Annotated in this window: 17 protein-coding genes and 1 riboswitch; of the genes, 10 read left to right on the top strand and 7 right to left on the bottom strand. The window is 58.0% G+C overall.

Annotated features, from left to right (window positions below):
* Positions 1-18: 18 nt before the first annotated feature.
* Positions 19-2,760, bottom strand: coding sequence for an OmcA/MtrC family decaheme c-type cytochrome (locus KP001_RS11775; protein WP_217285839.1), 2,742 nt, complete (start codon positions 2,758-2,760; stop codon positions 19-21).
* Positions 2,761-3,367: 607 nt separating this feature from the next.
* Between KP001_RS11775 and KP001_RS11770 the strand changes: the two genes are divergently transcribed.
* Positions 3,368-3,583, top strand: coding sequence for a GSU3473 family protein (locus tag KP001_RS11770; RefSeq protein WP_217285838.1), 216 nt, complete (start codon positions 3,368-3,370; stop codon positions 3,581-3,583).
* A gap of 6 nt (positions 3,584-3,589) precedes the next feature.
* Here KP001_RS11770 and KP001_RS11765 read toward each other — a convergent pair whose 3' ends face one another.
* Complete coding sequence (locus tag KP001_RS11765) at positions 3,590-5,773, bottom strand: coiled-coil domain-containing protein (RefSeq protein ID WP_217285837.1); 2,184 nt, start codon at positions 5,771-5,773, stop codon at positions 3,590-3,592.
* Positions 5,774-5,835: 62 nt separating this feature from the next.
* Positions 5,836-5,912: riboswitch (cyclic di-GMP riboswitch) on the bottom strand.
* Between the two features lie 347 nt (positions 5,913-6,259).
* Here KP001_RS11765 and KP001_RS11760 point away from each other — a divergent pair.
* Positions 6,260-6,466, top strand: a complete 207-nt coding sequence (locus KP001_RS11760) for a hypothetical protein (protein WP_217285836.1) — start codon at positions 6,260-6,262, stop codon at positions 6,464-6,466.
* A 247-nt stretch (positions 6,467-6,713) separates the two neighbouring features.
* On the top strand, positions 6,714-7,460 hold the full coding sequence (locus KP001_RS11755) for a C40 family peptidase (protein ID WP_217285835.1): 747 nt from the start codon (positions 6,714-6,716) through the stop codon (positions 7,458-7,460).
* A gap of 157 nt (positions 7,461-7,617) precedes the next feature.
* Here KP001_RS11755 and KP001_RS11750 read toward each other — a convergent pair whose 3' ends face one another.
* The 3 genes from KP001_RS11750 to KP001_RS11740 form a co-directional block, all read right to left on the bottom strand.
* Entirely contained in the window at positions 7,618-8,172 is a 555-nt protein-coding gene (locus tag KP001_RS11750; RefSeq protein ID WP_217285834.1) for an NADPH-dependent FMN reductase, read from the bottom strand.
* Between the two features lie 162 nt (positions 8,173-8,334).
* Positions 8,335-9,456, bottom strand: coding sequence for a sensor histidine kinase (locus KP001_RS11745; RefSeq protein WP_217285833.1), 1,122 nt, complete (start codon positions 9,454-9,456; stop codon positions 8,335-8,337).
* Positions 9,457-9,997: 541 nt separating this feature from the next.
* A complete protein-coding gene (locus KP001_RS11740; protein ID WP_217285832.1) occupies positions 9,998-10,309 on the bottom strand; it encodes an MGMT family protein in 312 nt (103 codons plus the stop codon).
* A 392-nt stretch (positions 10,310-10,701) separates the two neighbouring features.
* On the opposite strand from KP001_RS11740, the gene KP001_RS11735 reads away from it, so the two are divergent.
* The 7 genes from KP001_RS11735 to KP001_RS11705 all read left to right on the top strand — a co-directional run bounded on the left by KP001_RS11735 (position 10,702) and on the right by KP001_RS11705 (position 17,650).
* A complete protein-coding gene (locus KP001_RS11735; protein ID WP_217285831.1) occupies positions 10,702-11,211 on the top strand; it encodes a hypothetical protein in 510 nt (169 codons plus the stop codon).
* A gap of 27 nt (positions 11,212-11,238) precedes the next feature.
* Positions 11,239-11,634: a hypothetical protein gene (locus KP001_RS11730; protein WP_217285830.1), complete on the top strand. Its 396-nt coding sequence runs from the start codon at positions 11,239-11,241 to the stop codon at positions 11,632-11,634.
* A gap of 102 nt (positions 11,635-11,736) precedes the next feature.
* The gene (locus KP001_RS11725; protein WP_217285829.1) at positions 11,737-13,968 is read left to right on the top strand and encodes a hypothetical protein; all 2,232 of its coding nucleotides are present in this window, start codon (positions 11,737-11,739) and stop codon (positions 13,966-13,968) included.
* On the top strand, positions 13,965-14,495 hold the full coding sequence (locus KP001_RS11720; protein ID WP_217285828.1) for a M23 family metallopeptidase: 531 nt from the start codon (positions 13,965-13,967) through the stop codon (positions 14,493-14,495). The genes KP001_RS11725 and KP001_RS11720 overlap by 4 nt, the downstream gene beginning before the upstream one ends.
* A gap of 91 nt (positions 14,496-14,586) precedes the next feature.
* Positions 14,587-16,122, top strand: a complete 1,536-nt coding sequence (locus KP001_RS11715; protein WP_217285827.1) for a tetratricopeptide repeat protein — start codon at positions 14,587-14,589, stop codon at positions 16,120-16,122.
* A 176-nt stretch (positions 16,123-16,298) separates the two neighbouring features.
* Positions 16,299-16,889, top strand: a complete 591-nt coding sequence (locus tag KP001_RS11710) for a class I SAM-dependent methyltransferase (RefSeq protein ID WP_217285826.1) — start codon at positions 16,299-16,301, stop codon at positions 16,887-16,889.
* A 65-nt stretch (positions 16,890-16,954) separates the two neighbouring features.
* Positions 16,955-17,650 carry a VIT1/CCC1 transporter family protein gene (locus KP001_RS11705; RefSeq protein ID WP_217285825.1) on the top strand — a complete coding sequence of 232 codons (696 nt, stop codon included), beginning with the start codon at positions 16,955-16,957 and terminating at the stop codon, positions 17,648-17,650.
* 144 nt (positions 17,651-17,794) lie between these two features.
* On the opposite strand, the gene hpnH is transcribed toward KP001_RS11705, so the two are convergent.
* The gene (hpnH, locus tag KP001_RS11700) at positions 17,795-18,793 is read right to left on the bottom strand and encodes an adenosyl-hopene transferase HpnH (protein WP_217285824.1); all 999 of its coding nucleotides are present in this window, start codon (positions 18,791-18,793) and stop codon (positions 17,795-17,797) included.
* 124 nt (positions 18,794-18,917) lie between these two features.
* The gene (gene dxs / locus KP001_RS11695; RefSeq protein WP_217285823.1) at positions 18,918-20,825 is read right to left on the bottom strand and encodes a 1-deoxy-D-xylulose-5-phosphate synthase; all 1,908 of its coding nucleotides are present in this window, start codon (positions 20,823-20,825) and stop codon (positions 18,918-18,920) included.
* Between the last annotated feature and the right edge of the window lie 78 nt (positions 20,826-20,903).

The following is a 20,903-nucleotide window of genomic DNA, read 5'->3' as shown; positions in this document are numbered from 1 at the left end:
CGGGTCATAAGTGGAACATCACCAGTTGAGGAGCAGCTTCACCATCCGGGCCGCGGAGCTCCCCGTGGTGAGACTGGTTGGCACCAGCACCGGGCGGTTTTGACCGTGCATGGTGATGACGTCGGCAATGCGCCCCTGGCCGTGGCACAGGGTGCACTGCTCGGTGGCCGACGGCAGGGTCGAGCGGGCGGCGCCCATGTTGGTGTAGGAGGGGCCGGCAAGGGCCGCGCCCAGCTGCGCGCCGTTGGCGTTCATGTGGGCCTTGGCGAGCGGTGTGTCGTGGCAGGACACGCAGGCGGCGGTGACCGGCGCCACCACGAGGTCCTCGGGGTTGGGGACGGTGGTGCGGGCCGCGTTGAGGGTTGCGGTGGTCGGGGTGGCGACCGAGGCCGCGCTCCTGGTTACCTGGGTCGAGGGGAGCACTCTCGGGCGCAGCGCCTCGATCACGTCAGGGGTGTAGCTCTGCTGGGTTATGTGGCAGGCGTCGCAGTTGCCCAGCATGTTCGGGAAGGTGATCTCCTCGCCCGCGATCAGGGTGATGCCGGTGCCCGGGCCGTTGCGCACGTCACGGATCGGGTTGGTGCGGGTCGCGCCGGCGTGGATGCCGTGGATGAGATCCTTGAAGTTGTTGGAGAACTCGGGGAAGGTGAGCGCGTAACCCGGGGTCGCCTTGTTGAAGGCCGGGTCCCAGGTGGTCAGGATGCCGAGTTGGATCGGGGTGAAGGCGAAGCCGGCAAGCTTTGCGTCGCTGATGGTGCGCCCCGAGGTGGTCAGGTTCGGGTTGTGGCAGGTGACGCAGACCTGGGTCTGGTAGACGCGCTGACCGCCGTGAGCCTCGAAGAACTCATGGCAGTTTCTGCACTTGTCCGGATCGACCACGGTGCGGCGCACCGCGTCACCGGTCACCGGGACGATGACGGCGCGGGTGTGGCGGCCGGCGATGGAGGCGGCGAAGCCGGTCTGGGTGAAGTAGCTTTGCATCGCGACGGCGCGCATCTGGGCACCGGCCGGGAAGGCCGAGGCGGAGTTGATGGTCGCGGTGTAGAAGCCGTTGCTGTCGGGGCCGGTGATGGCGCCGATCGCAGAGTTGTTGGTGTTGAGGAGCGTCGCGATGGAGATCGCGTCGGGCTGCGCCGCCACCTTGCCGAGGTTGTTGTAGTCCGCCGGAATCGCAGTACCGGTCTCGAGCTGCGGCCTCGCGTAGGCGAGCAGGAAGCTCGGGCTGCCGGTGAAGCCGGCCAGCGCCGTGGTGAGTCCCGGGGCCGGGGTGGCCAGGGTGACCGGGGTGCCGTTGCCGAGGATGCGGAACTTGATGGTCAGGTTGTTGCTGCCGTCGACCGTGGCGCTGGAAAGCTCATAGTTGAAGTTGGTCAGCCCCGCGGGAGCCACGGGGTTGAGCGGGCTCACCAGTGCCTGGGCGTGCGATTCGGTGATCGCCGTCGGGGTGTGGCAGGCGTTGCAGCTCGCGTCGTTGGTGTAGACCGGATGGGCCGGGCCGGTGGTGTTGGTGCCGGTCGCGAAGTCGATGTTGTCGTGGCAGCTGCCGCACGCCTTGCGGTTGGGCATGGTGCGCCAGTTGTCCCCCTGCGGGGTGACCGCCTGCTGTTGCGCGGTGTCGGCGCGGTGGCACTTGCGGCAGAGAGCGGCGCTCTCCGGGTAAGCCACCTCGTTGAAGTGGATCCCGGCGTAGTTGTAACCGGTCTGCGTCAGGTTCTCACCCATGTGGATCTTGTGGATCATGGTGACGAACTCGCCCAGAACCTGTGCCTCGCCCGTGGTGGGATCCGTCACGCCGGCGTCGGCGGTCACGTAGGTGTTGCCGGAGAAGGCGCCGGCGGTGGCGGTCGAGATGGCCCTGCCGTAGGCGCGCTGGCTGGTGTGGCAGATCACGCAGTACCGGGTGTCGACGCGCCCGGCGTGCGGGGTGGTGATACCAAGGCCCCAACCCTGCTGGTTGAGATCGCCGGGGTCGCCCGGGTTGCCGTGGCACTCGTTGCAGTACTTGGTGAGCACGATGTTGCGCTCGGCCGCACCCGTGGTCGACGAGGTAACCTTTGCACCGGTGGCCGGGATGAAGTCGTAGACGATGTTGATCGCATTCTTGTAGACCAACTGAGGCGAGGTATTGGGGATGTTGCCGCCGTACGCGACCACCAGGCGATGGGTGAGGGTCGGCTCGTAGGTGAGGTCGCCCAGGTCGTTTCTGCGGTTGTTGCCGCTGAAGGTCATGGCGTTGACCTGGCTTTGGGCCAACTTGATGTCGCGCGCGAAGGTGTAGCGGTACTGTCCGTTGCCCAGGTACACCAGGGTACCTTCACGGTCGCTGGTCGGCCTGCTGGCCTGCGGGGCAGAGCCGTCGGTGGGGACGGTAGTCACGATGTAGCTGACCCAGTGCGACGGGGTGCCGTTGCTGGCGGGGATGAGTTTTGCGATGGAGAAGGCGAGGTTGCTCAGCTGCCCCGATGCGTTCCTTCTGCCGATCCCTTCCACCGGTTGGCCGCTGGCGGTCTTCAGGGTGAAAGTAACCACCGGCGGGCTCTGGATGGTGACGCTGTTCACCGTGCTGTTTTGCTGGTCGAAGGTGATGTTTGCCTGCTGGTCGGCAGTGGAGGAACTCAGGTTCGTGAAGACGCCGGTACCCGCCGGTCCCTGTGCGCCCCTGGGACCGCGGTCCCCTTCGCAGCCGCCCAGCAACAAAGCGGTGGCCGCGGTCGATGCAATCAAGAAAGCGGAAAACCGTCTAAAAAGCTTATCTTGCATAACTCCTCCTTGTCTCTGGTCTCTCATGAAGGCTGCTTCTGGACCCGGAAAGAAAGCCACAGCGGATTTAGATCTACAGGGGGATTTGGTGCTGGCGGGATTTATGAGCTGTCGTAGTCCGTCACAATCATGTGAACACCTCCTGATTATTATTAGAGTTTTCAAATACAATGTAGAAACTTAGCAGTTGTTCATGAAATAGCAAGGGCGGGCGAGGCGTTTTTTGGTGACGGCTCCGGAGGCGCGCGACAGGTCGGGGGGGCAAACAGGGTGGAATGCGCCGGCGAAGGGGCGAAGGGGATAAAGCGGGGGGAACGACCAGGGGAACGACCAGGGGAACGACCAGGGGAACGACCAGGGGAACGACCAGGGGAACGACCAGGGGAACGACCAGGGGAACGACCAGGGGAACGACCAGGGGAACGACCAGGGGAACGACCAGGGGAACGACCAGGTGCGGGGGGCGTCTGCCCGAATATGATCTTGAATCGGTGGGACCCGTGGGATAGAATGCTTAAGTGGCTGGCATGGTTTGTGAAGAAGGGAGGTGGGTGTCGAATTCGACTTTACAGGTCAGCAAAGGGAATACATCCAAACGGAGAACGGCATGGGCATCACGGTGATTTTTCACAACGGGGACGAGAAGATGGTCCCTTCATATATGCTGGACTACCTGATCCGGGAGAACAAGATCGTGGCCTTTCGGAGATCGTCCGGGTGGGTACATATCGGGCGTGACCCGATACGCAAGTCGCAGCAGCCTCTCACCAGGGCGGGGGAGCGGTGGAGCGACTTCCTTTTCAAGAGAAAACAGCAGGCTTGACTCCTGTCATTTGGCTTCGGCCATCCTCAATGCGGGGCACCGCTTGAGGCTATCCTGCCGTTTCTGGCCGGTTGCCTCGAGCGGGACCCGCTCCATCATCAGTCCCACTTCCTCAGCGAAGCTTATGGCACCACGCACCGTCCTGGCGTAGGATTCGTCGTCCTGCGGCTGGGTCTCAGGGAGATAGACCCGGGTCTTGTGGCTAGTGGTGCCGTAGATGGCGGCGAAAACCTCTTTCGATTCACCTTTTCGCAGACAGCAGACGTACCCCAGGCAGCTTTCCTGCCCTCCCGTTCCCTCGGGGGAGAGGTACGCGTTGTTGATGGAATGGTGCAGTTCGAGGACGTCATCGGCTGTGGGGCAGTCGATGGCGTTCAGGCTGGTTTCCAGCAGGAAGCGAACCGGTTCGCCCTCGCCGGCGGCGGAGAAGAAGCTGTCCTGCAGGTCCCCCAGGGGGAGAAAGGCCGTGTCCTGCCCGCCGAAGAAGAAATCTCCGCCGGTTTTGGCCGGTGCCGGAGGGGGCGTGGCGTCGGCGGCATCCAGGGGATATCCGATCTGAGGCGGAACCTGTAGTTCATCGAAGGGAGGCAGCATGCTTTCGGTGAAGGCGGGTAGTGACTCCGATACGGAATCCTGAAGTCCCGGCAGGATCCGGCCAGTGCAGGGTTCCTCGTCGGGCCCGGCGGTCTCCCCCACGCTCCCGTACAAGGCCGCCGCCGATGTCGTCTCCTCCGGTGCCTCTGGCTTTTCTTGTTGCACAAGGATGCGGTCCGCCTCGCGACGAGAGCCCTCGCTGCGAACCGCCTCCAGCTCTTCTTCAAGCGCCGCGGCCCGCGCCAGGGCGTCGTCCCTTTCACTTTTCAGACGCTCCAGCTCCTCGCGCGACCCTGCCTGCTCGACTTCGGCTTCCGTGGGCTGCCGCTCTTCGGCGGCGTTCAGTCGCGCGACCGCGGCGTCTCTCTCGGCGCAGACACGCTCCAGTTCCTGGCGCAGCCGGTCCAGATCGGTCCCGGCGCTCCCCTTTTCCTCCTGTGCGGCCAGCCGTTGCAGCGCCGCATCACGATCGGAAGTCACCCCCGCCAGTTCCTGTCGCAGGGAAGCCAGCTCCTTTTCAAGGCTTTGCGCCGCTTCTTCCAGTACCTCTATTCGCCGGGAGCCCTGGGTGGCGGCCTCTGCCGTCCTCCCTGCTTCCTTGCGGGCCTCTTCGAGGAGGCCGGCCGCTTCCCGGTGCTGCTTTGTTGCGGCCCCCGCGCCTTCTATTGCCGCGTCGCGTTCAGCGGTCAGCCGCGCGATGTCCTGCCGGGCACGGGCCAGGTTTTCCACCATGGCTTCCTGCTCGCGCGACAGTTCCGCATGCCGGCCCGCCAGGGTCTCCAGCTCCAGGCGCAGGTCGGCGCTCTGCTTCTGCAACTCCGCGATCGACGTGTCCTTTGCCGCCAACAATTCCTCGGACCGGCGTTGGTGAGAGCGCAGCTGGTCCCTGTCCCCGGCCAGTTCCTCCGCGCGCTGCCGCGCCGCGGTGAGCTGGCTTGCCGCTTCCTGGTGCTGAGCCGAGAGATGTCGCAACTGTTGCGAGAGGGCGTCCCGCTCGGCCACCAGGGCCCGCTGCTCCTGGTGCAATTGGGCCAGCGCGATGACTGCGTCGCCGCCGTCCTTCTGCGCCGCTGGGGCCCGGAGCGGAGCGGCGGGTGCCGAAGACGGGGTGGTTGTTGGGGCAGGGGGGGCTGTAACCGGTTCAGGAATGTCGACGGGGCTCTTTTTGACGATGGGGAGGATCGGCGCGCCGGCCAGGCCGTGCTTGAGGCCGCCGCTCCCCTTCGACCCCGCCAGGCGCAGGACTTTGGTGTTGCGCACCACCACCTCGCGCATGGCGGGGCTGTAGCTGAGATCGATCCGTTCCGGGGAAAAACCCATGGCCTTGGCGCAATCGAGGGCCTTGGCGATCTCCTCGGGGTACTCCTGCTCATTCTTCCCCTTGCCGGGGCTTGAGTAGACGTAGATCCGGTGGTCGTTTACCACCAGGGCGAGGTACACCTTCACCGGCGCCTTTTTCTTGATGGCGCAGATGTAGGCTTCCATGGTCTCCGAGCGTTTTTCGTAGGTGCGGGTGATCGGGGCGGAGCGGTAGAGATCGAGGACTTCGGATTCGGATACTTCCATACAGCCGATGGTGTTATCGAGTGCCAGCATGAGACCTCCAGTATCCGTGGTTCGGTTACCGTGCAAAAGAGCCGCGTTGCCTAATATGATATTTCGGCATCCCGGCTGTCTTCGTGAGACCCAATGGGCTTTCCGTCCCACCCTCGCGGGTGGTTTAGTATTATCGTGTATCGATCTGTATGGCGGGCGCCGGGGTGGTTGAGCGCTATGTTGCCTATGGCGTTGAATACATTACACTATTGCCGGGTAAGAAAGCAACTGGCATTTGATTTACTTTGGCCGTCCGCACCGAGCACGCCCAGTCACGGTACAGGCCTCTCACAATTGATCCAGTGGCCAAGTTGACTTTCATGTGAAGCTGCATAGAATCGTATACAGAAAAATCGGGCCACTATTTTAATGGGGCCGACGGCCCGCTCTTCATGTTAAAATGCTTGATATAACAAGAAAAAGCCTGCGAACTGAACGTGCAGCTGGAATCTTCATTATATTGTTGTTGCAGGGCAGGGGGACTTCATGGCGAATATAGAGCACGACGATAACGGGTTTACCTGTGAGTGCGGCTTGCGTAACGATTACCCAGGTTACGTGCAAGCCCACTGGAGCGTAAGGCTGTCGTATTCCTGCGCCTGTCAGAGGCAGTACATCCTTTACCGCGGCACGGTGGTGAAAACCTCGCGGGAGTCCGCTGAGATCTACGACAGCGAAGCCTTCGGCGACTGAGCCTGTACGCCCCTCATCAGCCAAGTATCCGCACCATCTCTCCTCGAGCCTTTCCCCCCTTCTTCTTGGCTGCCAAATTGCAAGTAAGACCTCACTCGCTCCCATTCCTGTCGCATCAGCTGCGGAAAACGGGGCCTCGCATGTGTTCCAGTCTGGAAAACAGTGACGAAGCGTTGACTCGCGTCAAAATTGCGCCCGCCGCGGCGCCTTAAGGTACGGGGCTTGACCCCGGATCGGGTGTTTCAAGATGACCATTAATCCCTTGCAGGCGACATCCGCATTCGCGCCGTCGCGCGACGCCGTGGAAAAGAAGATTACCCCCGCCACTTCGGGGTTCGAGGCCCTGCTGCACTCCGTCACCGGCGCTGCGGGCCACGAGCCTGTTTCCCCCCAGGTCGCGGCCGATCTGCTCCGCATCCGTATGATGCAAAGCACCCTGGCCCTGGCCGTTTCAGACTCCGGACCGGCCGCGGCGTCGATGCAGGCGTCGCAGGCGGGACCGGGCGCCTTCGCGTACGGTCCCGGCCTTCCCACCGCCTACCGCGGGACCGCTGAGCTGGAGACGGTGGAGGCGGAGGGCGAACCGGTCCCTGGGCATCTGCGCTCCATGAACGGCGCTGAGGCCGCAGGCATTGAGCACATTGAGGAAACTGCTGCCCGCTACCTTGGCACCCCTTATCGGTTCGGCGGAGAGGGGGCTGACGGCATCGACTGTTCGAGCTTCGTGCAGCAGGTTTTCCACGCCAACCAGATCGACCTGCCGAGAACGGCCCGCGAGCAGATCAACGTCGGCAGCGACGTTCCCCCGGGGGAACTGCGCAAGGGGGACCTGGTTTTCTTCCAGACCTACGCGACCTATCCCTCGCACGTCGGGATCTACCTTGGCGACGGCAAGATGATCCATGCCTCCTCCGGCAAAGGGGAGGTGACCATCTCCGACATGAACAGCGACTACTACCGGCCCCGGTACCTGGGGGCGAAGCGGATCATTTAAAGGAGGCGGCTCCCAGAAGAAAGTTTCTGTAGAGGTCCCCCCTCCCGTCCAGGGAGGGGGATAGTCTTTTGGGATATTTTCCCGGAATGCCCTGATGAACCAAAACGAAAGCCCACCGGCGGTAGCCGGGGGGCTTTCGTTTTTCATGCAGATGGCGTCATTCGGCGTGCCGTTTCACCCACTGGACGTACCGGTCCATCCATCCCTGCAGGAATTTCACCGTGTCCGGGTTGGTGATGTCGCCCGCCGCGTCGAAGAAACCTTCCCTGACCTGGATGAACACCTCGGGCTGACCCATGGTCGGCACATCGAGGTAGGCGAGCGTGTTGCGCAGGTGCTGCTGCGCGAGAGCTGTGCCGATCTGGCCGATGGAAGCCCCGAGTATGCCCGCAGGCTTACCGTTCCAGGCGCTGGTGCCGTAGGGGCGCGAGGCGTTGTCCAGGGCGTTCTTCAGCACCCCGGGCATTGAACGGTTGTACTCGGGCGTGACGAAGATGAGTCCCGTTGCCGCCTTGACCTCACTTTTCAGCCGCACGACGGACTGCGACTGGTTGTCATCTTCGTCCTGGTTGTACAGCGGCAGGTCCCCTATCTCCAGGAGCTTGAAAGAGAAACCCGCAGGCCCCAGCTTGATCAATGCGTTGGCCAGCTTGCGGTTGATCGAGTCGCGCCGCAGGCTCCCGACTATGACTGCTATCTGATACTGACTCATACCTGTCTCCTTTCTCACAGCGAAATGATCACAGCTATGACTATAGCACCCGATCACAGCATTGCTATCAGGAGTAGCGAGGCGGGTGTCAGTCGGGGAAGGTAAGGGCGCCTTCGGGATAGGGAGGCGTTTTTGCCCCTGGGTTTCCGGAACGGGAGTGGGTCAGTGGGCCGGCAACCGGAACTTGAAGAGGGTTCCCTGCTGCGTGGAGGAGGAGAAGCTGATCTTTCCTCCCAGTATTTTCTCGCCGATCAGTTGCATCGAAAACGTTCCCACGCCGCGCCCGGATCCCTCCTTGGTGCTGAAGCTGCGCTGAAAGATCCGGCACTGCACATCGTCGGGAATGGCCTTTTCATTCCAGACGTAAAAATCCAGGGCGTCCTGCTCCTGCTCGAACCAGACCTTCACCTCGCCATGCTCCTCCGTTGCCTCCAGTGCGTTCAGGACCATGTTTGCCATCACCCGCAGTGCCAGTGACTTGTCGGTCTTGACCGAGAGCAAAGGAAGCGAGTCGGGAAGCAGCAACGACTTATCGTTGGTGGCGTCGTGTTTGGAGAAGATGCCATTCAGTTCGGCCAGAAGTTCTGCCGCGGTCGTGTCGTCGCGAGACGGACGGTACTCCAGGAAATTGCTTTTGAAGAGACAGCGCTGGATCTCCAGTTCCTTGTGCAGCCTCAGTGCGGCCCGGTGGATCATGAGTGCCATTTCCGACTGGTTTTCCCTGACCAGGAACTGGCTCGCTCCTAAAAGGCCCGTGAACATGTTTCCCATGTCGTGGAAGAAGGTTCTCTCCAGGGCCGCGCGCAGATGCTCGAGGGTGACATCATGCAGGAAGAGCAGGATGAACTTCTGCCCCTCCAGCTTTAGGATGGTGGCCCGGACCATGATCGCGTAGTCGACGGCTGTCTCGCCCTTGTAGGTGCTCAGCGAGCACAGCTTTTCCACCGGTTCCTCGCCTTCGAGCGCGGCGACCATCGCGATGACGGCGCCGCAGGTGCTGCAGTAGCGCGTGGTCCCGCAGCCGCTGGGCTCGTCATGGCTGTGGATGCATCCGAGCGCTTCGCCAAGGCGGAGCCCCAAAACCGCCGAAGGGTCCTCGACCCCCAGGGTTTCGAGGAAAGAGTCGTTCAGCCCGACAACCTGGCGGTGCTCGTCCAGTACCGCTATCAGTCCGCCGATTGAGTGCAGCAGTTCGTGGATGATCGGGTTGGTGGCAACCTTCCCTATTTCTTCTTTGAGTTGATCGTCGGTGGCGCGTTCGGCGGGAGCGAAATGTGTATCCACAGCAGCCTCCAAGGGAGAAACCCGATTAGAACAAGCTGTATATGCCAAAGCGAGCGTCGTGGTGGTGGACAGAGACGGGAGTACAATGGGTGATGTTTAATCTTTTTTTCCTGTAATGTCAATCGGTTGTTGCAGAATACGTTTTTTCTGAGTGGGGGCGGGCAGCACATGGAAACGGCGTGCTATGGGAACCCATGGACATAGGAGTTGGTATACTGGTGAATCTTTAAGCCAGGCCTGCTGGAAGAGCGGACCTCTTTGGAAAGGGCATAAAAATTAAGGAGGTATATTCAATGGTGCGCATCATCTTTATATTCGCACTCGCCTTGTCTGCCGGGTGCACGACGGATGCGGTATGGCGCGGGCTCTATGAAGGAGTCCGGGTACACAAGGACCTGCATAGCACGCCTCCGGAGCGTGCCGGACAGCCGGCTTCTCCCGACTATACGGCCTATGAGCGGATGCGGAGCGAGGCGCGGCCATAAAAAAAACCGGTAACTGTGGCATCAGGGGGAGGAGTGGGGGCGTGAGTAAGAGGGGCTCAGGGGCGCCAGCGGTAGAGGTCGAGCGGGATGCGTCCGTGGGAGTCGAAATGGATTCCCTCGTCTTCCAGCCGCAAGCGCTGCCGTTCATCCACCTCGCTGCCGCCCGAGCGGGGGCTGATTTCTCCCCTGGCGTTTATGACGCGGTGCCAGGGGACAGAGGGATCGTTGAGGGCGCTCAGGGCATAGCCGACCTGGCGGGCCCGGCCGGGAAGGCCAGCCAAAGCCGCGATCTGTCCGTAAGTAGCCACTCGTCCTCTCGGGACCAGTGAGACGACAGCATATATGTCTTGATAGGTGGATGAAGTCATGGTGCGCCTTTAGCCGATACGACCGTTTTCAGTCCTTCGGGGCGGTGAATAAAGCACTGCCGGAGGCGTATATAAGTGTCGGAGAAACACGACGTACTTTATCACGAGTCGATGCTGGGGAGCAACGGGGTTATGGCGGAGCGAGGCCAGCCAAAAATCCTCATTCCGCGGCCTTTTCCCCATCTGCGATCTCCGATCATCCACTGGTACATCGTTCGCCTAACCCGCCGGGTGAGCCACCAGACACGCTGTGCGAGTCTCGGACCGCTGGGGGGCATCTGGATAACGGCGGGAAGATTTAACTTGAACAGGAGTTGTCGTTAATTTAGAGTGCCTAACTGCAGTGGCATCTCGACCATACCCGGCTGAAACTCAAGGAGGTGTTTCCTCTCATGTCGTTTCGTACTCTTTCTTTGCTGCTCGCTGTTCCTGTTGTTGCAGGTTGTGCCATAGGAGTCCCACAAAACCGGCAAGAGTTCGTTGAGATGTACAAAGATGCCAAGGTCTTCGGCAAGGCTGAGCATTACATCATCAACCGCCCGGCTAAAACTGTTACCACAGATGTAAAAGCGTTTGCTCAAAAGTGCCTCAATGTTCGGGTGGTAGATCCGCCGAACTATGCTTTGAAGGAGACAGGAGGTTCGACCACTTTCCGGCCGCGTTTTGAGAGTGTTGGTAAGGACACAAACTCCCTTACGCTGCAGGAGGAGTATAACGACAGCCAGATGTCGGGGGCGCCACGGGGCGGTATCTATACCCTCGTGGCTGAGATCCGGCCCGCAGGCAAAAACAAGACAGAGCTTGATATCTACCACGCCAGGCGCGGCAAGATTTCCGAGCCGCTCAAACAATGGGCGGATGGTGACAAGTGTGCCTGTCCGTCCCTTAATCGAGGGTGGTGAAGACGCAACCAGGAGGAACGAGTTTCTTTGGAAGCAATTTTTGAGCTGGTTTTCGGTTTGCTGTGGGAGTTGTTTGCCAACCTTGTTTTTCAGGTATTGGTGGAGTTGGGCATGCGCTCGCTTGTGGAACCTTTCCGGAGAAGCGATCGCAGGCATCCCGTGTTGGCGTTCATCGGAAGCATCATGCTGGGAAGTCTGGCCGGGGTGGTAAGCGTCTGGATCCTTCCAAACCACATCTTTCACGTAAAGCACCTGCAAGGGTACGGGCTCATTTACGTGCCGCTTCTGTGCGGAGCAACCATGGCCGGATTGCGGCGGCTAAGGGAGTCAAGGGGACAGCAGGTCTTTTTCATGGACAGCTTTACCTACGGCTATACCTTCGCGCTTTTCATGTCGCTTGTCAGATTTTACAGAGCGGGATGAAAGGCGAGGCATGAGAAGGCCTGAAGGCCTCCGTTTTGGTAGCCGGTAGCCTATATAGTAACTTTCTAAACGGTCAATACCACAACGAAGGACGAGATTGAATTGAAATGCCCTCAATGTGACATCCATATTCCGATTGCACATCTCTTGTCCGGAGGTAAGCAGCATCTTTCGACAGGTGATGTGCACCCGGCCGGGATGCTGTGCCTCACATGCAATGGCCGATACTATCTAGACTTTAACAAGTTCTGGTTATGGGCTGCGTCCTTTTTTGCACTCGTAGGGTTAGCGAAGATCGGGCATTTGCAGATGTCGCATCATTATGCGCTTCAGGCGTATCTGTTCCTCTGTGTCTGCGCCATTGTCCTTCCCAGCATCCGCCTGTCCGCAACTCCGGGCCCACTGGAGAAGAGCAGTGTCAGCATGTTCTATCGATTACACCTCATCATCTATCTATCGTTGTGCGGTTCCGGGGCGTTCATCGCTGCGGATATCTACTCCAGCCTGACTCCTGCAAAAAGCAGCCTCATTGAAATACAGGGCCGGGTCAAAGAGATCGGTATCCGAAACGGCAGGTTCTCATTCATCACGCTGGAGACCCCACCCAACCTGGAGTTTCTGGTCTATGACCGCTTTGATTCGCCGGCAGCCCACCTTGAGCCAGGTACGGCTGTCTCGTTGTTTGTCGACAAAGACCCCAGCATCACCGGCGACTCCTATACGGTTTGGGAAGTGAGGGATGGAGTAAAGAAAGTCCTGCTTCCCTATGAGGATCTACGGATAACCAGGATGTACGAGGTGAATAAGGCGCGGGTTCCTTACCTGGGACTCTTTATTGTATTATTGGTAGGATATATTGGCACCAAATACCGGCTGAAACGGATCGGTTTTGCAGGAGAGAAGAGTTTAAAGAGGGAAGACCTGCAAAAGCCAGAGGAAGTAATCACACCTCACCCTGGCGCTCGGCGAGCGGAACCAGAGCTTGATGAAAAATTCTATAGTAACCCGTTATCAATATTTGCAAAAGCAAACCGCTCGACTTACAACATATTAGCCATAATTGCGACAGCATCTTTAATAGCGGCGTTGCTTAGCATCTTTATGTTTTTTGCGATTACTGCTTTTAAAGTGTTTACGTGTGTGTTCATTTCATCTGTTTCCATCATTGCACTTTTGAAAATTACTAGTTTTTTTATCAGTATCTACCACACAAACAAGACGTTATTTGCGACATCACTGGTACTGATCGCTGGAACAATAAGTGTTTACCAATTCGGTTCGCCTTATAGGCTCTATGAACAAATAACCGCCCCTCCCCCCGTAACAACTACAGCAAAAACCATATTTACAGCCCATCTGAATGGGCCACTTTCCACTGAAGACAATCTCCTGTACTGCGCCATCTTCCAAAAGGCCTGGGATATGATGCGTACCCAGATGATCAAGGAGGATATCCGGCTAAAGGACGAGCCACCGTCTGTCCGGCAGTTGAACCAACTAGCACTTGGCAACGATGATCTCTCACCGGATTCCTATGTCGCCGGCGCCGGTGCATATTCGCAGGACCTTGTTCAGCGCGTTAACGGGGAGGTGCAAAAAAAGTTTGGTGATCAGGCGGATGAAAACTTCAGATTGCCTCAAGCTTCTGCCGGCAATCGGTCGATCATCGCCTATGGATTCCTGTACAAGAACCTGGAATTTCCCATCGAGTTTGAAAAGATCCCCACCCCCCTGTCATTCCAGGCCGCTAGCAGTATCACACCTGTTAAGGCGTTCGGCATCGAACTCTTTTCTCACGAAAACCGTCTGCACGAGAAGCTTGCCAGCCAGGTAAGCATTCTGGATTACCGGGACGACAATGACTTTATCCTGTCGTTAACCAGTAAATCAAAGGATGACGAGATAATTCTGGCTAAGATCAAGCCGGGAAAAACCATTCTGGACACCTATCAGGCGGTCGCAAAAAGGATCACCAGCGGCAAGCGGTCTGTCATAGAGGAACACGAATCGCTGAAAATCCCCAAAATCAACTTCGATCTGAGCCACCGTTTCTCTGAGTTTGATGGTAAACCGCTGCTGAACAACGACTGGGAGAAATGGTATATTGCCGCCGCAACTCAGGCTATACGGTTCAAGCTGAATGAAAAAGGGGCGGTTCTCAAGTCCAAAGCCTTTATCCTGGGAAGAATGAAAGGTGAAGCTCCGGTAGGGAGATCGAAACCGAGAATGTACATCTTCGACAAACCGTACTTGATCTGTCTGAAGCAAAAGGCCGGCAAACAACCCTACCTCGCGCTCTGGGTCAACAATCCCGAGTTGATGAGGACGAAATGAAACGCACTAAGACAAAGACTGTCGTCGGGGCAATTCTCGCGCTGCTGCTTCTGCTGCTGGCCGCTGGCATCTGTCTGCCGGAGCGGTTGATCATCCCTGTCAAAGGTGCAACGAAGTCGGACTGGAATGCCAAAAGCTTCTGGTTCAGCCCTTGGGGGAAATCAGGCGTGCACAAGGGGATAGACATCTTTGCTCAGGAAGGGGTTCCCGTTATTGCGGCCAGTTCCGGCTTGGTGGTGCAGGCGGGTTTCACACCGGGCGGCGGGAACGTGGTTTCTGTCCTCGGCCCAAAATGGCGGGTTCATTACTATGCCCACCTGAAGAGCATCAACGTTACCAATGGTGAGTTCGTCTCTCAAGGCAGCAAACTCGGAACGGTCGGCAGCACGGGCAATGCAGCAGGGAAACAACCTCACCTTCATTATGCGATCATTACGCAAATTCCTTATGTGTGGCTTTTTCAGACAGAGAAATATGGATTTGACAGAATGTTTTTTCTGAATCCGCATGACCTGCTGAGGCGATAACAGATGAGGAATGTATGAGGGGACGTTGCCTTGTGATGTGGTGCCCCGCACTCGTGGGGTAGGTTTTGTTTTTGAATAGCTAGGAGGGCAAATGCGGCGCGCTATACTATTTCTCATGATTTTATCTTTTTGCGTATTTGGTGTCTGCACTGGATGTCTTGCAGCCGGGAAGAACGTCGAAACACCTGTGAGGCAGGCGGAAATGTCAAACGCCACTCTAAAGAGTTACTATGAGTTAAGCGACCCGGATTATCCTCACATAAAGAAGTTGCTCACAATCCACGACTTCAAGGCTCTCGACCAACTGTTCTCACAACGCCTGGCTCTCTACGAAAAGGATGTCAGGTACGAGTGGCTTTTACAGGACTCCTACAATATCTTCACACCCGATGAGGGCATCGCGGCTGAAGACATCGATGCCTGGATTGAGGAAACAGATTCCTTCATAGCATACGCCGCCAGAGGGAGATTCCTGACGCAACTGGGGTATTCAGCGCGCGGGGCAAAATTCGCCAGCAACACCCCGAAGTACAAGATGAAGGAGATGGCCTATTTCTTTGCTGAGGCGACCAAGGACTTACAAGCCTCTATTTCTAGAAACCCTCGTTTCATGCCGGCCTACGCATGCATGATCAGGATGGCAAAGGCGACAAGCATGCCATTCACCGCGAAAGAGGTCCTCTCAAAGGCTGAAGCCCAGGACAAACGAACCTTCTACGTTAGGCACGAGTACATGGGAACCTTACTACCGAGATGGGGCGGGTCGTATGAGGAGATGGCGGAGTTTGCTAGATACGCAATCAAGTACGTCCACTTGAACCCACTGTTATGGAGCTTGCAGGGCGATGTAGATGCGGATCATGGGGATAACTATTTTGGTCGAGGGAAGTGGGACGAAGCCATAGCCTCTTACAGCGCCGCCCTAAAATTCGGCGACCGTCTGTCGTGGTTAAGGTGGAGGGCCCTCAGCTACTCCAGAAATGGCGACAAAGACGGGGCGATGGCCGATGCAAAGCGTACACTCAAGTACACTCCTAAAGACGATTCGGCACGCAATTTGTCCACTACGGGGAACGAACTCGGATTAAATTTCGACCTCACCGCAAATACAAGTGTCGCCCGGAACATCGCTGCAGACACCAAGACTTATCTCGTTTTCTTAGTGGACCATCAGATTGACTGGCTTGCCACGAGACCGGATAAAGGCAAGTCCGTGGTAGACAGCAACGAGACAAAGATAGAGCGGACGATCAGGGGGATGGGGCACGTTTGCGTGCAGAAGTCAGATCTGATGCACCTGTTGCAGGATCGTCACCTGGCGCTCGAAGACCTTCCACAACCAGAGCGCCTGCTGTTGGCTAAATCGCTGGGTGCCGATGCCATCATCAACGCCAGGATCACCGACATGGGGAAAAACCATATTCAGAATATGTATTTTGAAAACATCCAGATAGACGCGATATCAGTAAACACCGGAGCGACCGTATGGAGTGCTCAGTTGAAAGGAAGCGTCATTTACCCCAAAAACGACTACGCCTACACCTACATCCTCGACACCATGGAGAATGAGTTGTACAGCCTCTTACACTCCAAGCTGAAAGCTCAGTTTCCAGTACCGCCGAAGTAATTGGCGGCCTCGATGGGGCCGAGTCAGTAAGGGATATTCTTGAGATTTTGAGATTTGATCAGCCAATAATGCAAATCTCCAAAAATCAAGAACGACCCACTCTTTCCCCCTGACTAAGATAGACTCGGATGCGAAAAAAACGCGCCAGTCACGCTCATGCACGTTGAGGCACTAAAATGAAACCAAAAGAGCTAGGCGAAAAATATGACAAGATTGCCCAGTGGTGGCACGAGAGACATCATGATTCTCAATATGGAATGAAACAACTTGATGTTGCTCTCAAATTTGCGTCCGGCAGGTCAGCACTTGATGTTGGATGTGGTACAGGTGGGAGAATCATTCGTAAATTACAAGATCAGGGATTTGTAGTAACAGGAATAGATGTTTCTGAAGAGATGATAAATTTGGCGCTTCAAAATCATCCGAATACATCTTTTTTTGTGCAGGATATTTGCACTTGGGAAACTGATAACAAATTCGACTTTATAATTGCTTGGGATAGCATCTTTCACCTGCCCATACAAATGCACAGTCCAGTCATAGAAAAGCTATGTAGTTTATTGGAAGAAAACGGTGTCCTTATATATTCATTTGGCAATGTGACCGGCGAGCATACCGACAGATGGCATGAGGATGATTTCTACTACAGTTCAATTGGCATAAACGGGAATCTGTCAGCCCTTATAAGCAATGGACTTACCATAATGCACCTGGAATTAGACCAGTTTCCAGAAAGACATGTTTATGTTGTAGCAAGAAAGTCTTAACAAGGTTGGTGGTGCAGTGCAGCCTGCTCACCACCCGCACCGTTGGGCACATGGAGATTCTTATCATGCTTCAAATTCACAGCGAATCTCACAAAACAACGAGAATTGGTTGGCTTCGAGCAGCCGTGCTTGGTGCTAATGACGGAATAATTTCGGTCGCAAGCCTTGTCGTCGGCGTTGCTACCTCTGGAGCACCACAAAATAGTATTCTGCTCACCGGTGTGGCCGGTCTGGTCGCTGGAGCTATGTCAATGGCGGCTGGCGAGTATGTCTCGGTTCAATCGCAGGCTGATACTGAAGGCGCTGACATTAAAAGAGAAAGGCGTGAACTACAGGTTCAACCGGAGAGCGAACTCGCAGAGCTGACTTCAATTTATGTGAGCCGAGGTCTCGATCAACCGCTAGCACGTCTGGTAGCAGAAAAACTGACGTCCAGTGATGCACTCGTGGCTCACGCTCGTGACGAACTCGGCATTACCGAGCCCCTACGGGCTCGGCCGGTTCAAGCTGCTCTCGCCTCTGCAATTTCTTTCGTGTCAGGTGCCATTGTTCCAATCGTAACCTTGTTGCTCGCTCCTACAGCCTGGGTTGCCGAGGTCTTATCTGCGACCGCGCTGGTCACTTTAGCCATTTTGGGGGCAACCGCTGCATATGCCGGTGGCGCGCCTATTGCCAAGGGGGCGATTCGTGTCGCTTTCTGGGGGGCGTTCGCAATGGGACTAACCGCGGGCGTCGGTAAGCTCTTCGGCACGGTGGTTTGAGTAATACAGCTCAACCATGTCGCTGGGACAATAGGGGGAAGTTCTTGAGATTTTGAGATTTGATCTGCCGGCAGTGCAAATGCAGAAGGGGTAGCCGTGAGGCTGCCCCTTCTTGTTTTTACGGGCTTATTAAAGCTGCTGATCTCAGGTCAGGTTCCACAGGAACATTTCCCACATCTCTTTCCAGCTCTTGCCGACCTCGGCGACCACGCTGGGCTCGAAGCCGCAGTGCATCATGCATTGGGCGCAGCGCGGGTCCTTGCCTACGCCGTACTTGTCCCACTGGGTCTTTTCCATCATCTCGGCGAAACTGCCGTAGTGCTCGTCGGTGATGAGGTAGCAGGGGGCCTTCCAGCCGCGCGGGTTGCGGGTCGGATTGCCCCAGGGGGTGCACTCCAGTTCCTTCTCACCCTTTAAAAACCTGAGATACATGGGGGTCGAGAAGAAACGGAACCGCTTGCTCATCTCGTACACGGCCTCGAACTTCTTCTGGATCTCGCGCCGCTCAAGGAACAGCTTCTCCCCCACGGCCTCGTACCCGAATCCGGGGGCGACCAGGAAGCCGTCGACACCCAGGTCCTTCAGATGGGAAAACAGCATCTCGATCTCAATGAGGTTCGTTTCCTTGAAGATGGTGGTGTTGGTGCAGAGACGGAAACCGAGCTCCTTGGCCTTCTTGATGGCGGACATGGCGATCTTGAAGGTGCCGGGGCGCTCCAGGATGCGGTCGTGGGTCTCTTCCATGCCGTCCAGGTGCACGTTGATCACGAAGTTCGGGTGCGGCTTAAGGGTGTCCAGCGCCTTCTCCAGGAGCAGGGCATTGGTGCAAAGGTAGATGTGCTTCCCTCTCTTCAGGACCTCGTCGATCAGTTCGAAGATGTGGGGATACAGGAACGGCTCGCCGCCGGTGATGGTGACGACCGGTGCCGGGCACTCGTCCACGGAGTCCAGGCACTCCTTCAGGCTCATCATCTCCTGGATGGTGTCGGCGTACTCCCTGATGCGGCCGCAGCCGGAGCAGGCGAGGTTGCACAGATGGGTCGGCTCCAGCATGAGGACCAGGGGGTATTTCTCCTGGTTCTTCATCTTGTTGCCGACGATGTAACGGGTGAGGTCGTAATTCAATCGCATCGGAAAACGCATTGTAGAGGTATCCTTCCGGCTGTTCTTGGGTTGAAGTCTGATAAACATGGCTGCGGGACAGGCTGGGGTGATGAAGCTTTCAGCCTGTCCCGCGTCTAGCTGCCTGACTGAAACAAAAGCTCTGCTACTTGACTACGGTCAGTTGCGGATGCACGCTGCCGGCTCCCTTCAGGAAGGCCTGGCAGGTGGCGGCGATCCCGGCTCCGTCGAGCCCGAGGTCGGCGCGCAACTGCGACTGGCTCCCCTGCTCGATGAAGCTGTCGGGGATGCCTATGCGCTTCACCCGCACGCCCGTCAGTCCCGCGTCGGCCATGGCTTCCAAAACGGCGCTGCCGAAGCCCCCCAGGAGGGCGTTCTCCTCGACGGTGACGACGCAGCCGGTGCGTCCGGCCTCGGAGAGGATCAGGTCGCGGTCCAACGGCTTCACGAAACGGGCGTTCACGACGGAGGCGAAGATCCCCTTCTGCTTCAAAAGGGCGGCGGCCTCCAGCGCGGGGTAGACGGTGGAGCCGACGGCGACCAGGGTGAGGTCGGTTCCCTCGACCAGCAGTTCACCCTTGCCGATCTCGATCGACTTCAATTCCTTGTCCATCCGGACTCCGTACCCGGCGCCGCGCGGGTAGCGCAACGAAACGGGGCGGCCGTGATAGATGGCGGTCTTCAGCATGTGCTGCAACTCGTTCTCGTCCTTGGGCGCCATCACGGTGAGCTCCGGGAGGTGGCGCAGGTAGGAGATGTCGAAGGCGCCGTGATGGGTCGGGCCGTCGTCGCCCACGAGGCCGGCGCGGTCCAGGGCCAGGGTCACCGGGAGCTTCTGCAGGCAGATGTCGTGGAAAACCTGGTCGTAGGCGCGCTGGGTGAAGGTCGAGTAGATGGCGGCGACCGGGCGGAACCCTTCGACGGCGAGCCCGGCCGCGAAGGTCAGCGCGTGCTGTTCGGCGATGCCGACATCGAAGAAGCGCTCCGGGAAGCGCTCCGCGAACGGGGTGAGGCCGGTGCCGTCGGGCATGGCCGCGGTGATGGCGAGGATCTTCTCGTCCTTCTCGCCCAGCTTCACCAGGGTGTTGCCGAAGACGCTGGTGTAGGAGGGGGGCGCCTGCTTGCCGGCGGTGGCGCTGGCGGGCTTGGTGGGGGCGACGCCGTGGTACTTGTCCGGCATGTCCTCCGCCGGGCCGTGGCCTTTTCCCTTCTTGGTCATCACGTGGAGAAGGATCGGGCCTTCCAGCCGCTTCACGTTTTCCAGGACGCCGAGGAGCGTGGGGATGTCGTGACCGGCGATGGGGCCCACGTACTCGAAGCCGAGCGCCTCGAAGAGCGTCCCCGGGGTGAGGAACCCCTTGAGAGAGTTCTCCGCCTTCTTGGCGAAATGCAGGATGTTGCCGCCGATGGCGGGAATCCCTGCCAGGAGACCTTCCATCTCCTTCTTCAGCCCGCGGTAGTAGGAGCCGGTCATCTTGCGCGAGATGAAGGAGGATAGGGCACCCACGTTCTTCGAGATGGACATCTCGTTGTCGTTTAGGACGACGATCAGGTTCTTTTTCAGGTGTCCCGCCTGGTTCAGCGCCTCCAGTGCCATGCCGCCGGTGAGCGAGCCGTCCCCGATCACCGAGATGACCCGGGCGTCGTCACCCTTGAGCGTGTGGGCCACCGCGAGGCCGAGCCCCGCCGAGATGGAGGTGGAGGAGTGCCCGGCCCCGAAGGCGTCGTGGGGGGACTCGGAACGCTTGGGAAAGCCGCTGATCCCCTTGTAGCAGCGCTGGGTGTGGAAGCTGTCGCGCCGCCCGGTGAGGATCTTGTGGGTGTAGGCCTGGTGGCCGACGTCCCAGACGATGTTGTCCTTGGGGGAGTCGAAGCAGTAGTGCAGCGCGATGCTGAGCTCGACCACACCCAGGTTGGAGGCCAGGTGTCCGCCGGTCTTCGCCACCGTATCCATGAGGAAGCCGCGCACCTCGCCGGCGAGCAGCACCAGCTCCTCGGCATCCAGCTTCTTCAGGTCGTCGGGACCGTTTATCTTGCTGAGCAATGTGTACATGGATCTCCTTGAGAACCTGTAGCGATTAGAAACCAAAAAACATTGGCCACGGAGCAAATCCGAGACAGATATTCTCCG

It is taken from the genome of Geomonas subterranea (assembly GCF_019063845.1).
Taxonomy (GTDB): domain Bacteria; phylum Desulfobacterota; class Desulfuromonadia; order Geobacterales; family Geobacteraceae; genus Geomonas; species Geomonas subterranea.
This window is presented reverse-complemented; position numbering and strand designations above follow the sequence as displayed.